This window comes from Pseudomonas fjordensis (assembly GCF_976987115.1).
Window position 1 is genome coordinate 3039626 of the sequence record NZ_OZ336860.1, and the last position, 14399, is coordinate 3054024.

A 14399-nucleotide genomic window follows, 5' to 3' on the forward strand; every position below is an offset into this window, starting at 1 on the left:
TATTAAGGCTGACACTGTCCCACAGGTAGGCGAAATTTTTTTCTTTATAAGACAGGTATTTGACAGCTTTTTCATGTTGTATTGACTACGCTTGCAACCAGATCAGTCTGACATGGCTGTGTCATTTGGCTTACTCACCGAAATGAATCCGAAATAATCCCTAAGTCTGTGGGATATTTCAGGGGGCGGAGTGGTCACATCGCCATTGGTCTGCCGTATCCAGGGCGTTGTCCCTGATTTTTGAAGTCTTTTAGACTTCTGAGAATGATGGCCTTTTAGTATTATTTTAAGGTGTTCTTATTTTGAATCGTACTTCCCCGCTTCCACCTTCCGCAGCGTCTGATGAAATTGATTTGTTTGAATTGTTTCACGCCATCTGGCGACAAAAAAAGCTGGTGGTCGGGTGTACGCTTCTGGTCGGGGTATTAGGCGCAGGTTATGCCTTCCTGGCACCCAAGACCTATGAAGTCAGTAGTGTGTTGCGGCCTGCGGCAATCAACGAGCTAGACGCCTTGAACCGTTCGGAAGTGTATAAGTTGCCGCCTGCCGATGCGTTGCTCAAAGTGGGCGCACAGCTGGACTCTTATGATGCGCGCCTGGGGTTCTTCAAGGACCATGAGGAGTTGTTCAAGGCGTTCAAGAAACCGGGGCAAACCCTTGAGCAGAGCTTTGAGGCGTTCAACCGCAATTCGGTCAATCTGATTTTGCCCGATCCGAAGAAATCCGATTCGTTGAGCAGCTATATTCGTCTGGAGCTGCAATACCCGACCGACGTCGACGGTGTTGCGATTCTCAACGGTTTTGTGGACTACGCCATTGCCGCCGAGCGTCAGCAGGTGGGTGCTGACCTGAAGGTGATCGTCAATAACCGTTTGAGCGAGCTCAAGGGCAAGATCGACGCCGCCCGCGCCAACTACGATACCGATAAAGAATCCAAGATCGCCAAGCTGCTGGAAGCCGACCGGCTCAAGCGTGCTCAACTGCAGGATGAACTGAGCGCTTTGCGCCTGCAGATGAAGATGGAACGCACCAACCGCCTTGCCGAGTTGGCCGAAGCCATCAGCATTGCCAAGTCCATGGGCATCCGTACACCGACAACGCCGTCCTCTATGGCCGACTCCACCCGCACGGGTTCGAGCCAGGTCATGCGTACCGAGGTGAACAACCAGAAGATCCCGCTGTATTTCATGGGGACCGAGGCGTTGGAAGCCGAGCGCGCTGCATTGCAACAGCGTACCAGTGATGACTTCACCAACCCGCGCATTGCCGAGATCGGCAAAGACCTGCAACTGCTGGAAAGCAACCGTGAGGTTGAAGTGTTGCGCAAGCGTGGCAACGAAGACATCTTCTTGCAGGACGTCGAGCCGCTTCGTGCTGAAGTCGCCAGGTTGCGTGGTTTGAACATCGACATGAGCAACCTCAAGCTGGTGACGATTGACCGTCGAGCCCAGGAGCCTCTGTCGCCGATCAAGCCGAAGAAGCCGCTGGTCATCGCGTTGAGCCTCGTCGGCGGCCTGTTGCTGGGCCTGATGATTGCGCTGATCCGCTACTTCGTTCGCAGCCGCACCCAGGCCGTCCCCTATACGGCATTAGGCGATCGCCGCGAGGGTAAAGACGCGCCGCTGTAACCCTGCAAACGCCCTCAAACAGGCAGGCTCAAGGGCCTGCCTGCTCCTACCCCCAGCACACTCAATAGACAGCTTTTCACAATTCTTAGTTAACCTTTGGTTACAAAGTGTGGCTAAATAACTGCCAATGGTGGCACGCAGGCGGTTATCCCGCCGGCCGTGTTGCCTGTATGTGAATTGTGATTTCAGGTGCTGCTTATCCATCCTCGGCCGTTGTGGGCCCGCAGGAGCAGCCTGTTCTCTCCCTGACGTGTGACGAATCCCTTGAAACTCATCATTGTTGCTCTCTACGTTGCTTCCATTGCGTATGTACACCTGCGCGGTCGGGTGCGACACAAGCTGGGTCGCCAGCTTAGCGATCACTCGACGTTCCTGGCGCCGATCAACTGTTTCCTGTACCTGTTCTCCAAGCAGCCCAGCCGTCCCTATCTCTCACCCAGCGACTTTCCGGACCTGAGCCCGTTGCAGGAGCACTGGGAAGAGATCCGCGAAGAAGGCCAGAACCTGATGCGAGCGGGGGAGATCAAGCGCTCGGAGCAATACAACGACGTAGGTTTCAATTCGTTCTTCAAGACCGGCTGGAAGCGTTTCTACCTCAAGTGGTACGGCGACAGCCACCCGTCGGCGATGAAGCTGTGCCCCCGCACCACCGAACTGGTGCAGAGCATCGGCTCGATCAAAGCGGCGATGTTCGCCGAGCTGCCTCCGGGCTCCAAGCTGGTGCGTCACCGTGACCCGTATGCAGGCTCCTACCGCTATCACCTGGGGCTGGATACGCCTAATGACCCAGGCTGCTATATCAACGTGGATGGTGAAAACTATTACTGGCGCGACGGTGAGCCGGTGATGTTTGACGAGACTTACATTCACTACGCGGAAAACACCACCCAACAGAACCGCATCATTCTGTTCTGCGACATTGAACGGCCGATGAAATACCGTTGGGCGGCGGCGTTCAACCGTTGGTTCAGCCGCAATGTGATGGCCGCTGCGGGTTCGCCCAACGACGAGGGCGACAAGACCGGCGGCCTCAACCGTGCCTTCACTCGCTTGTACAAGATTCGCTTGCGTGGCAAAGAGCTCAAAAAGCGTAATCGCACGCGCTACTACCTGGAAAAGTGGGCGATCTTTGCCGGTCTGGCGCTGATCTTCATTCTTATCTGACCTGGCTCAGGGCGCGGATCACTCAGGGGGTTGCGCGCCCAGCTTGTCCCACATCTTTTTGCTGATCTTCTGCCGATTGGCATACCCGGCCCACGGGTCGTCCTTCAACGCTTGTAGCCGCTGATGCAGGTTCGCCACTGTCCACTGCTGGGCGCCGCGCAACCCTTTCAACTCCTCTCGACTCACCGGCACCGACACTGGCAGGCCCGGGCGTGCCCGCACTGAATACGCCGCCACGGTACTGGCGCCACGGGCGTTGCGCAGGTAATCGATAAAGATCTTGCCCACGCGGTTCTTGGGGCCGCTGGTGGCGGTAAAGCGTTCGGGCAGTTGCCGGGTCATGAATTGGGCAATGGCTTTGGCGAACGCCTTCACGGTGTCCCAGCCATCGCGCCGGGCCAACGGCACGATCAAATGCAGGCCCTTGCCGCCGCTGGTTTTAACGAAGGCTTGCAAGCCCAGCTCATCGAGTACCGACAGGGTCAGTTGGGCGGCTTCCAGCATGGCTTTCCAGGGCAGTGCCGGGTCCGGGTCGAGATCGAGAACAAACAGGTCAGGCGTTTCGATCTTGTCTGCGGTGGCCCCCCAGGTGTGAAACTCGATCGTACCCATTTGCACGGCGCCGACCAGGGCATCCACGCTGTCTATTTCCATCAGGCGCGCATGACCTGGATCCAGCGCCGGGTCCAATTGCTTGATGTGCGGGATTGCCATGCGCTCTGAGTGCTTCTGGAAGAACTGCTCACCTTCAATACCTTCCGGCGCCCGCAACAATGACACGGCACGTCCACGCAGGAAGGGCAGTATCCATTCACTGATATCGGTGTAGAACTGCGCCAGTTGCTGTTTTTGCGTGCCGCTGTGCGTGTCGATAATGCGATCGGGGTGAGTGATTTTCACGTTCTTCACCGTTGCCTGGGCTTTACCGGCTTTCGATGCCCCGGATGCCTTGACCGACTTGGCCGCACGCGGCTGTTCATGAATGATCTGCGAGGCTGGCTTGTCGGTACGCAGGCCCACAAACGCGGCCTGGCGCACCACGCCTTCACGGGTCCACTCGGCAAATTGCACTTCACCGACCAGGCTCGGCTCAACCCAGTGCACGCCACGGGCCTGGGCACTGGTCAGCGGCTTTTGCAGTGGCGAGTCCTTGCGCTCAAGCGGGGTGAGCTGGGCATAGATACTTTTCAGCGCCGCCTGATCAAAGCCCGTGCCTACGCGCCCGGCATAGACCAGGCCGGTGTCATCGTTGACCGCCAGCAGCAGCGCACCAAAGCCGCTGCGCGAACCTTGAGGGCGGGTGTAGCCGACGATCACGAATTCCTGGCGCAGGCGGCATTTGAGCTTGATCCAGTTGTCACTGCGCCGCGACACGTAGGGGCTGCCGGCACGCTTGCCGATCACACCTTCGAGCGCCAGGTCACAGGCGCTTTCGAAAATATCGCGCTGGCTGGCGGCAAAGGCTTCGGAAAAGCGCAGCAATTTGCTTCGGCTGCCCGACAGTGCGGATTTAAGCGCAGCACGACGCTCTTCGACCGGGTCTTCGCGTTGGTCGCGACCGTTCAAAAACGGGGCATCGAACAGGTAATAGACGATGTCCAGGCTGCGGCCGATATCGAACGCGTTTTGCAGCGCCTGGAAATCCGGCAGCCCGTCGCCATTGAGGCTGACCACTTCGCCATCCAGCCAACTGTCCTTGAGCTTGAGGGCTTGCAAGGCTTTGCACTGACGCGGCAGGCGCTCGGTCCAGTCGTGGCCGTTGCGGGTGAACAGGCGCACTTCGCCGTCGCGAATGCGCGCCATGATGCGGTAGCCGTCGAACTTGATCTCGTAGCGCCAGTCACCTTCGGGCGCCCGGTCCACCAGGGTTGCCAATTGAGGGGCGAACTCATCCGGCAGGGCAGCGGTACGCTTGGGCGCTTTGGCTTTTGGCGCGGCCTTGGGTTTGGCCTTGGCTTTGGCTTTTGGCTTACCCACCACCGCATCACTGAGCACGCTGGCCGGCTCGGCCTCGACAATATCGAATTCAGCCGCCGGGCGCGCTTGCTGATCGTTTTCCTTGATCAACAGCCATTGCTCTTTGTCGCCGCTGCCCTTGAGCCGGGTTCGTACCAGAGCCCAGTCACCGGAGAGCTTCTCACCGATCAGGGTGAATTTGAGTTTACCCGCCGCATAGGCCTTGCGTGGGTCATCGTGGGGTTGCCAAATGCCTCGGTCCCACACGATCACATCCCCCGCACCGTATTGGCCGGCGGGAATGCTGCCCTCGAAACTGCCGTAGCTCAGTGGGTGGTCTTCCACATGCACCGCCAGGCGTTTCTGGCTCGGGTCCAGGCTTGGGCCCTTGGGCACCGCCCAGCTCAACAGCACGCCATCAAGTTCCAGGCGAAAGTCGTAATGCAGGTTGCGTGCATCATGTTTTTGGATCACAAAGCTTAAGGCCGAGGCTTTACGTTTGCTGGGTGAGCTGCCGGCGGGTTCGGCGGTGATCTTGAAATCGCGCTTGCGGTTGTACTCGCTCAGGGGCTTTGCCATGTCGTTCTCCCGTCAATGGCAGGCTCAAGAGGCCTTGTTATTGGACTTTTTCGTGGCGGTTTTTTTCGCCGCAGGTTTACCCGCCAGGCTGCGTTTGAGCAGTTCGGTCAGGTCGATGACATCCGCGGACTTGCGCTCTTCGCCGCCTTCGGCCGTTTCCACATCTTCTATCTTGCCGGCCTTGGCCTTCTTCGCTACCAGCGCCCGGATCTTGTCCTGGAAGCTGTCACGGTATTCATCGGGCTGCCAGTCGGCGCTCATGTCTTCGACCAGGCGCTTGGCCATGTCCAATTCACCTTTGGCCAGGGTCGGTTTTGTCACATCGCTGCCCAGTTCCAGTTCATCCAGGCTGCGCACTTCGGCGGGCCAGCGCAGCATGACCAGCACCAGGGCCGACTCCAGCGGCATCAACGCAGCCAGGTGTTGCTTGGTGTGCAGCACCACGTTGGCCAGCGCGACCTTGCCGGTTTTTTTCAGCGCTTCGCGCAGCAGTGCGTAGACCTTGCCGCCGCGTTTGTCCGGGGCGAGGAAGTAGGGCGTGTCGATGTTTTGCAGAGGGATCTGGTCGCTGGCGACGAAGGCGATGATTTCGATGGTCTGGGTGGACTTGGGGTGGGCCGAGCGAATCTCGTCTTCGCTGAGCACCACGTAGCGTCCTTTTTCAAAGGCCACGCCCTTGACGATATTTTCCTTGGTGACTTCCTTGCCGGTGGTTTTGTTGATGCGCTTGTAGCCCACCGGGTCCATGCTGCGCTTGTCCAGCCAGTCAAAGTCGACGCCTTGTGAAGAGGTCGCCGAGACCAGCGATACCGGGATGTGAACCAAGCCAAAACTGATGGCGCCTTTCCAGATTGCCCGTGGCATAGGTGTGATTCCTCAACGAAGAGCCTGTGTGCTGGTGACTCACAGCGCAGGGCAAAAGTTTCGGCGGATAGATGCTCGGACAGATCGTGTTACACCTGATGAGAAACTATTTAGTGTCACAACCCGAACCCACGGCGTAGCGTGTTATCGAAAGCACGTAGTACCTGGCATAGAGAGGTTTGGCCATGAACCCTTGTGTACGTCATCTTGCAGCACTGGCGCTGGGCCTGGCCCTTGCGCCATTGGCCCAGGCGCAAAACCTGCCGGGCCGCAGCAGCGACCACGGCCCTATTCACCGGGCCAACCCCAATAGCATGCAGGGCACGCAGCCCAATGCACCGGCGGTTCGCAGTATTCAGCCTGTCCCGGCCAACCCGAGGCCGACGCTGGAAAACGGCGGCATTGGCAACCGCTACCCCAAGCAGGAGGCGGCCCCCAGCCGCCCGGCCACCGCACCCAAAGCGCCCACCTATGATGCCAACGGCAATCGCCGCTGAGGATTTCGCCTTATGTTTGTACGTAAAACCCTGCTAGCCGCCCTGTGCGCCGCCGCGTTACTGCCGTTGAGCGCGGTGTATGCCGCCGATAGCCAACAGTTCCCCAGCGAGCAAGGCAGCATCACCGCAACACCGATCGCCAAGGGCCTGGACCATCCGTGGGCGTTGGCGTTTCTGCCCGACCAGCAAGGTTTCCTGGTGACCGAACGGCCTGGAAACCTGCGCTTTGTCAGCCCGGACGGCAAGCTGTCTGCACCCTTGAAGGGCGTGCCGCAGGTATGGGCCAAAGGGCAGGGCGGGTTGCTGGATGTGGTGCTGTCGCCAGACTTCAAGCAGGACCGCCTGGTGTACCTGTCGTACGCCGAAGGCGGTGGCGAGGGCGGCAAGGCTGGCACTGCCGTAGGGCGTGGGCGCTTGGCAACTGACCTGAGCGGCTTGGAGGACTTCAAGGTGATTCTGCGCCAGGAGCCCAAGCTGTCTACCGGCAACCACTTCGGTTCGCGCCTGGCCTTTGACCGGGACGGCTACCTGTTCGTGACCCTGGGTGAAAACAACGACCGCCCTACGGCCCAGGACCTGGACAAGTTGCAAGGCAAAGTGGTGCGCATCTACCCGGATGGGCGCGTGCCGGATGACAACCCCTTTGTCGGTCAGCCCGGCGTGCGTCCCGAGATCTGGTCCTACGGGCAGCGCAACCCGCAAGGGCTGGCCCTGAACCCCTGGAGCGGCACGATCTGGGAAAATGAACACGGGCCCCGTGGCGGTGATGAAGTCAATATCATCGAGCGCGGCAAGAACTATGGCTGGCCGCTGGCGACCCATGGCATCAACTATTCCCTGCTGCCGATTCCCGAAGCCAAGGGCAAAACGGCAGAGGGCACAGTGGCGCCCCATCATGTGTGGGAGAAGTCGCCGGGCATCAGTGGCATGGCGTTCTATGACGGCGACCGGTTCAAGGCCTGGCAGCACAACCTGTTTATCGGTGCGCTGGTCAGCCAGGAGCTGATTCGCTTGCAGTTCGAGGGTGACAAGGTGGTTCACGAGGAACGCTTGCTGGGCGAATTGAAAGCGCGGATTCGCGATGTGCGGCAGGGGCCGGATGGGTTTCTGTATGTGCTGACGGATGAGGATGACGGTGTGTTGTATCGAGTGGGGCTGAATCAGGACTAAACGTGTGGGAGGGCGCTGTTAGCAGACGTTGATCCAATTGATGCCCCGCGATCCAAATGTGTGAGCTGGCTTGCGAAGGCATAGGTATCTACACAACGTTGTGGGTTGTAACAGCAGACGGTAACCACGATGCGAAGCGAGTCGCTCTTGCTCTGCTCTTGATCTGCTCTTGATCTCAGGCGCCCCGTTAAACCACGCTGGCCGGAATTCGACAGGGATTTGGGGGGTAAACCGGCAGGGATGCCGGTTTAGCCGCCCCGCGCCATGGATGGCGCGTGGCGGCGGCCCCCCAAATCACTGGCGGATTACGGGCACACCGAGCCACAGCGAGGTGCCGAGTGGTGGGGCAAGAGCCCTTTTGGTTACTTTTGGGGCTCTTTTCCAAAAGTGACCCGCTGTCAGAGCGGAACCCTAAGTGGCCGTTACCGCAGCAATGGATATGTACTCGGTATAACGGTGTCGACTGTAAGGCCGTCTTCGCAGGCAAGCCAGCTCCCACATTGGATCTCACGCTGCCTACAGAATCGGGGTTATAGCCCCAGTTCTGACAGGCCCGGATGCTCATCCGGGCGCCGCCCCAGCGGCCAATGGAATTTGCGCTCGCTCTCCTTGATCGGCATATCGTTGATGCAGGCAAAGCGGTTGGCCATCAAGCCGTTCTCATCGAACGCCCAGTTCTCATTGCCGTACGAGCGAAACCAGTTACCCGAATCATCGTGCCATTCATAGGCGTAGCGCACGGCGATGCGGTTATCGGTGAAGGCCCACAATTCCTTGATCAGTCGATAATCCAGCTCTTTGGCCCATTTGCGGGTCAGGAACTGCTTGGCTTCTTCGCGGTTATGGGCAAATTCGGCGCGGTTACGCCAGTTCGTATCCAGTGTATAAGCCAGGGACACGCGCTGCGGGTCGCGGGAGTTCCAGCCATCTTCGGCCAGGCGAACTTTTTCGATGGCAGACGTGCGGGTAAACGGCGGCAGGGGCGGGCGGACTTCTTCTTGGGCTGACATGGGCGACTCCTCAAAGCAATAAAGGTTGGGTCTAAAGTTGCCTGGGCTGTGGGTTCACAGTTGCAGTAAAGTTCGCGCCATGCATTGCGCATTATCGGCAGCTGTTGAATCACCCATGACCAGGGCAACGGTAATGGCGCCATCGATCAGAATCAGCAGTTGCGCGGCCTGCTGCTCCGGGTCGGGTGTGCCATGTGCTTGGCACAGTTCAAGTGCGTACTCGAACAGTTTGCGTTTATGGGCTTTGGCCAACAGGCGCACCGGGTCTTGGGCGTCGCCAGTTTCGCCACTGGTATTGATAAAAGCGCAGCCGCGAAAGTCTGCCGAGCCGAACCAGCGCTTGAGCGCGCTGAACAGCCCCAGCAGGCGCTCGCCGCTGTCGTCACTGCGTTCCACTTCGCTGCGCAGCCACTGCATCCAGCGCTCGTCGCGGCGTTGCAGGGCGGCCACCACTAACTCATCCTTGTTGGCGAAGTAGCGGTAGATACTTTTTCTCGACACACCGGCGGTTTTCACCAGTAAGTCCATGCCGGTGGCAGCGATGCCGTGGCGATAGATCAACTTCTCGGTGACGTCGAGGATGATGTCGCGGGTTTCATTCTGGGTTATATCGTTCATGTCGAATACAGTAGAACGATCGTTCTTCATGGTCAACAGGTTTTTTTAAATTACCCACCGCGAGACCTGAGCAGCCTCATGGTGTAAGCTTTGGGCCTCTTCGGATTCGACCCATTGCGAGCCCTATGCCGTCGTTCTTCAAACGCTCCCTGTTGCCCAAGCTGCGCGGTTTTCCGTTGTCCAACGAGGCCATTGAGGTGCTGCCCAGCGCTGACGCCTATCGTCGCTGCCTGCTGGAGAAAATCGCCCAGGCCACGCGGCGTATCTACATCGTTGCCTTGTACTTGCAGCAGGACGAGGCGGGGCAGGAAATCTACGACGCGCTACACGCCGCCAAGGCCGCACGGCCTGAACTGGACATCGTGGTGATGGTGGATTGGCTGCGCGCCCAGCGTGGGTTGATCGGCGCGGGCAAGCAACCGGGCAACAGCGCCTGGTACCAGGCGATGACCCAGCGCCACGCCACCGAAGTGCCGGTGTACGGCGTGCCGGTGCAAACCCGCGAGCTGTTCGGCGTGTTGCACCTCAAGGGTTTTGTGATCGATGACAGCGTGCTCTACAGCGGCGCCAGCCTGAACAATGTGTACCTGCACAAGTTCGACAAATACCGCTTCGACCGTTACCACCTGATCCATAGCCAACCCTTGGCCGATTCGATGCAGCACCTGGTGGAACACGGCCTGGTAGCGTCCAAGGCCGTGCATCGCCTGGATCTGCCGAACCCGCCCACCACCCGCAGCTTGCGCAACGACATCGGCGACCTGCGCAGCCGTCTCAAGCATGCGACCTACGACACCACGGCCGGGCAATTGCCCAACGACCATCTGTCGGTCAGCCCCTTGCTGGGCGTCGGCAAGAACAACCCGTTGAGCCGGGTGATCCTCGAACTGATCGCCAGCGCCCAGCAGCAACTGACTATTTGCACGCCGTATTTCAACCTGCCATTGCCGGTGACCCGTGAGATCAACCGCGCCCTGGCACGCGGCGTGAAGATCGACATCGTGGTGGGCGACAAGACCGCCAACGACTTCTACATTCCGCCCACCGAGCCTTTCAAGGTGATTGCGGCGTTGCCGTACCTGTACGAGATCAGCCTGCGACGCTTTGCCAAGCGGCACCAGCCGATGATCAACAGCGGCCAGTTGAACCTGCACTTATGGCGCGACGGCGATAACACCTACCACCTCAAGGGCATGTGGGTGGATGAGCGCTACACCTTGCTCACCGGCAACAACCTCAACCCTCGGGCATTTCGCCTTGATCTGGAAAATGGCTTGCTGATCGACGACCCTCAAGGCCAATGGCTGGAGCCGCGAAGCGCCGAGCTTGCGAATATTTTCCAGCACACCACGCGTATCCAGGGTTACCAGCAATTGCAGACGCTGGTGGATTACCCGCCCGCTGTCGGCAAGTTCCTGCGGCGTGTCAGCCGGGTGCGGATCGAGCGCTTGCTGTATCGCATTCTCTAGCTGAGCAACGTGCCCGCAAAAAAACACCCAGCCCCTTCGACAGGGACTGGGTGTTTTTTTGTGCGCGGCAGTTAGTTCAAACCCAGCTTGCCGCGCAGGGTCGAGAGGTCTTCGGCCAGGGTGTTGACCGGGCCGACCAACGCCTTGCGGTCGTTGTCCTTGACCTTGTCATAGGTCTCAAAGCCGCCGTCCTTGGTTTTGTACTTGGCCAGGATCTTGTCGACGCTGGCAAAGTTCTTGTCGACTTTGGCCAGGAAGGCCTGGTCCTGCTGCCCGATCTGGCCACGGAACAGGTCGACGATTTTTTTCGCGCCGTCGATGTTGCCCTGGAAGTCGTACAGGTCGGTATGGCTGTAACGGTCTTCCTCACCGGAGATTTTGGTGGCCGCGACTTCTTCCAGCAACGCAGCGGCACCACCCACGACTTTCTCCGGCGGGAAAGTCAGGCCATCGACGCGGGTCTTGAGGTCATTCACATCGGCGTTGAGCTTGGCGGTCAGCGCTTGCAGGCCCTGGGTCGAGTTCTGCGAGAACAGTGCGTATTCAATGCGGTGAAAGCCGGTGAAGTCTTCGGCCGTCACGCCTTTTTCATGGTCGTCCACACGGGAGTCGATGGAGGCGTCGAGGTCGCTGAACAGCTCGGCGATCGGCTCGATGGATTCATAGTGCACGCGAGTCGGCGCATACAGCTTCTTGGCCGTGGCCAGGTCGCCCTTATTGATGGCGTCGGTGAACGCGTGGGTCTGGGTGACCAGTTCGCCGATTTCTTCGGTGACGTAGATCTTGTAATCCGACACCGGGCCCACCAGGTCCAACGGCGCAGTAGCGGCGAAGCTTGCCAGTGGCGAAAGGCTGAGTAACAACAACGCAATAGACGACTTCTTCATGGGAGACATTCCGCTCTGGTGTGTTTTAGGTCTTGGCAGGTTCGTGAGGGTGCGTTGCAGCCAGCAGCGTGCGCCCGATGAAATCCTTGGGCCCGGTGACCCCGGGCAAGGTGAAGAAATACCCGCCACCCACGGGCTTGAGGTACTCCTCCAGCGGCTCGCCGTTGAGCCGGGTTTGCACGCTGATAAAGCCTTTCTCCAGGTCAGCCTGGTAGCAGATGAACAACAAGCCCATGTCCAGTTGACCGTTCTTGTTGACGCCGTTGGAGTAGTTGAACGGCCGCCGCAGGATCAGGTTGGCCTGGGTCTGCGGGGTGCGCGGGTTGGCCAGGCGGATGTGGGCATCGAGCTTGGTCAACTTGCCTTCAGGGTCCTTGCTGTAGTCCGGGACCTGGGTTTCATGCTGGCCGTCCATGGGCGCGCCCGTGGGTTTGATACGGCCGATGATGCTTTCCTGTTCTTGCAGCGGGGTGCGATCCCAGCGCTCGACAAAGTTACGGATGATGCGCACGGCCTGGTAACTGCCATGGGCGGCCCAGGCCGGTTCGTCGCTGGTGGGCTGTACCCAGACGATCTGGTCCATGGCCTTGTCATCGTTGGAATTGGGGTTGGCCGAGCCATCGCGAAAGCCCAGGAAGTTGCGCGCACTCTGCGCCGGTTCACCGGGTTTAGTCGGTGCCTGGGGCGGCACGCTGCCTTCTTGCTTCCAGCGCACCAGCAGCAGGTCGGGCAGGTTTTTGACGATGTCGCGCAGGGCGTGGATATTGGTGTCCGGCGTGTTGGAGCTGAACTGCAGGCTCAGGTCGCCATGGCACTGCGCGGGCTCCAGCGCATCGTTGGGAAAACCGACCATGCGGCTCAGGCGCTTGGGTTTGGCTGCCGCGAGGCCGAAGCGTTCGTCGAACAATGACTCGCCGACCGACACGGTGATGGTCAGGTTATCTGGCGTGACCACCGGGCCAAGGATGCCGGAATCGGTAGGCGGTAATTTCGGGTCGACCTGGGGCACGGTGCCGCCGGTCATCAGGAACGCGATGCGCTCGTTGAGGGTGCGGAACAGGCGTTCCAGGTCTTCGCGGTCGCTGGCCAGCACATCGAACGCCACGACCATGCCGCAGGCCGGGCGCGGGGTGACGATGCCGCTTTGGTGCTTGCCAAAAAACGCCTGGTGGTCCTGGGTTTTGTCACTGCGCGGTGCGGTGGTGACTTGCTCAGCCGCTGCAGCCATCGCCGGGCAGCTCAGGCTGCTGCCGGCAATCGCAGCGCCGGTGGCCGCCATGCCCAACAGGACGCGGCGACGTTGGAGGTCAAACTGTTCTGTATCACTCATGTATGCGGTCGTCTTCACTGCAGGCCGGAAAGGCCAAGGGCGGGGTCGATTCCATCGAGTGCAACGGCCAGTGCCTTGGCCTTGTCGGCGATCTGCTTGCGCTGATCGGCTGTAATCTTGTCGTAGCTGGGGTAGCGGTCATTCACCTTGAGCCCGTTGAGTTCGGCGTCGAAGGCGCTGAGCGCGCTGTCGATAGTGGGCAACAGGTCGGCGGCGGACTTGCCCAGCAACGGGCGCATCAGGTCGACCACTTTGTGCGCGACCTCCAGGTTGGCGGCAAAGCCGTTCAGGTCGATGTGGCTGTAGCGTTCCTCTTCACCGCTCGCCGCCCGCACGTCCGCCAGGCTGTTTAGGTTGCGCACCACAATGCTCACCAGTTGCTCCGGTGGCAGGGACTGGGCCAGTAACTGTTGCTTGAGCGTGGTGACGTCGGTGACCAGGCGTTGGGCAACCGGCGCCAGGCCGTCAAGGCTGTGTTGCTGGAACAGGCCGTATTCAAGACGGTGGAAGCCGCTGAAGGCGGGGTCTTGCTCGCGTTTTTCAAAGTAATCGGCGCGGGCGTTGATCGCGTTATCCAATTCGGCCAGGCGCTGGGACGCAGGCGCCAGGCGCTGATACGCCTCGCGGGCCGGTACATACAGCGCCTGGGCCTGGGCCAGGTCACCGGCGGCGATGGCCTGTTGCAGGGCCGTCACGGCCTTGACCAGCGCACCGCCTTGGCCGCTCAAGTACACGCGAAACTCCGACAACGGGCCGATAAAGGCCACCATCGACGGCTTGGCCTTGGCCTGGGCGTCAGACTCTGCCGTGGGCGTGACATGCAAGGTGCCGCGCGGGTTGCTCAGCAGGCCACAGGTAATGGCGTAGTCGCCGGGCAGCAGGTTGGCGTTGATCACCTGGCTCAGGCCCGGGGCAATGTTTTCCCGTTCTTCGACCACCAGCACGCCGTCGAGGATTTCCCACTCCACCGCGCGGTCGGAACGGTTGATGATGCGAAAGCTGGCATGCCCGGCCGGTACCGTCAGGGCGTTGGGTTCGCAGGCGTGGCTGTGGATGGTCACCGCGATTTCATTGTGGTTGGCCTGGCGCTTGCCGGCGGCCAATTGCGAGGCGTAGTAGAACAGGCCACCGGCGGCGATCATCACCACCACCGAGCCGGCCACGCCCCAGCGCAGGGTGCGGGACGGCGGGGCCGATTGAGGGGTTGGGTTGGGCAAGAGACGGTCC

At 59.9% G+C, this 14399-nt stretch carries 12 protein-coding genes; 5 read left to right on the plus strand and 7 right to left on the minus strand.

What is annotated here, in order from left to right; genetic code table 11:
- Positions 1–302 precede the first annotated feature (302 nt).
- Both ACWHXD_RS13615 and lpxO read left to right on the plus strand, forming a co-directional pair.
- Positions 303–1628 (plus strand): Wzz/FepE/Etk N-terminal domain-containing protein, encoded by a 1326-nt coding sequence (locus ACWHXD_RS13615; RefSeq protein ID WP_138763050.1) that lies wholly within the window; start codon positions 303–305, stop codon positions 1626–1628.
- A 264-nt stretch (positions 1629–1892) separates the two neighbouring features.
- Entirely contained in the window at positions 1893–2792 is a 900-nt protein-coding gene (lpxO, locus tag ACWHXD_RS13620; RefSeq protein WP_003191066.1) for a lipid A hydroxylase LpxO, read from the plus strand.
- Positions 2793–2810: 18 nt separating this feature from the next.
- Here lpxO and ligD read toward each other — a convergent pair whose 3' ends face one another.
- Together ligD and ku are read right to left on the minus strand one after the other, a co-directional pair.
- Complete coding sequence (gene ligD, locus ACWHXD_RS13625; RefSeq protein WP_138763049.1) at positions 2811–5327, minus strand: DNA ligase D; 2517 nt, start codon at positions 5325–5327, stop codon at positions 2811–2813.
- 24 nt (positions 5328–5351) lie between these two features.
- Complete coding sequence (gene ku, locus ACWHXD_RS13630; protein ID WP_138763048.1) at positions 5352–6191, minus strand: non-homologous end joining protein Ku; 840 nt, start codon at positions 6189–6191, stop codon at positions 5352–5354.
- Between the two features lie 185 nt (positions 6192–6376).
- On the opposite strand from ku, the gene ACWHXD_RS13635 reads away from it, so the two are divergent.
- A complete protein-coding gene (locus ACWHXD_RS13635; protein ID WP_032892000.1) occupies positions 6377–6688 on the plus strand; it encodes a hypothetical protein in 312 nt (103 codons plus the stop codon).
- Positions 6689–6700: 12 nt separating this feature from the next.
- Entirely contained in the window at positions 6701–7858 is a 1158-nt protein-coding gene (locus ACWHXD_RS13640; protein WP_138763047.1) for a PQQ-dependent sugar dehydrogenase, read from the plus strand.
- Positions 7859–8388: 530 nt separating this feature from the next.
- On the opposite strand, the gene ACWHXD_RS13645 is transcribed toward ACWHXD_RS13640, so the two are convergent.
- Together ACWHXD_RS13645 and ACWHXD_RS13650 are read right to left on the minus strand one after the other, a co-directional pair.
- Positions 8389–8868, minus strand: a complete 480-nt coding sequence (locus ACWHXD_RS13645; protein ID WP_138763046.1) for a nuclear transport factor 2 family protein — start codon at positions 8866–8868, stop codon at positions 8389–8391.
- Between the two features lie 54 nt (positions 8869–8922).
- Positions 8923–9486 (minus strand): TetR/AcrR family transcriptional regulator, encoded by a 564-nt coding sequence (locus ACWHXD_RS13650; RefSeq protein ID WP_032891997.1) that lies wholly within the window; start codon positions 9484–9486, stop codon positions 8923–8925.
- A gap of 125 nt (positions 9487–9611) precedes the next feature.
- On the opposite strand from ACWHXD_RS13650, the gene pssA reads away from it, so the two are divergent.
- On the plus strand, positions 9612–10955 hold the full coding sequence (pssA, locus tag ACWHXD_RS13655; protein WP_138763045.1) for a CDP-diacylglycerol--serine O-phosphatidyltransferase: 1344 nt from the start codon (positions 9612–9614) through the stop codon (positions 10953–10955).
- 71 nt (positions 10956–11026) lie between these two features.
- On the opposite strand, the gene efeO (ACWHXD_RS13660) is transcribed toward pssA, so the two are convergent.
- The 3 genes from efeO (ACWHXD_RS13660) to efeO (ACWHXD_RS13670) are packed head-to-tail and all read right to left on the minus strand — an operon-like array spanning position 11027 to position 14389.
- Entirely contained in the window at positions 11027–11842 is an 816-nt protein-coding gene (gene efeO / locus ACWHXD_RS13660) for an iron uptake system protein EfeO (RefSeq protein WP_138763044.1), read from the minus strand.
- Between the two features lie 25 nt (positions 11843–11867).
- A complete protein-coding gene (efeB, locus tag ACWHXD_RS13665) occupies positions 11868–13172 on the minus strand; it encodes an iron uptake transporter deferrochelatase/peroxidase subunit (RefSeq protein WP_138763043.1) in 1305 nt (434 codons plus the stop codon).
- A gap of 14 nt (positions 13173–13186) precedes the next feature.
- Positions 13187–14389, minus strand: a complete 1203-nt coding sequence (gene efeO, locus ACWHXD_RS13670) for an iron uptake system protein EfeO (protein WP_138763042.1) — start codon at positions 14387–14389, stop codon at positions 13187–13189.
- Positions 14390–14399: the final 10 nt, after the last annotated feature.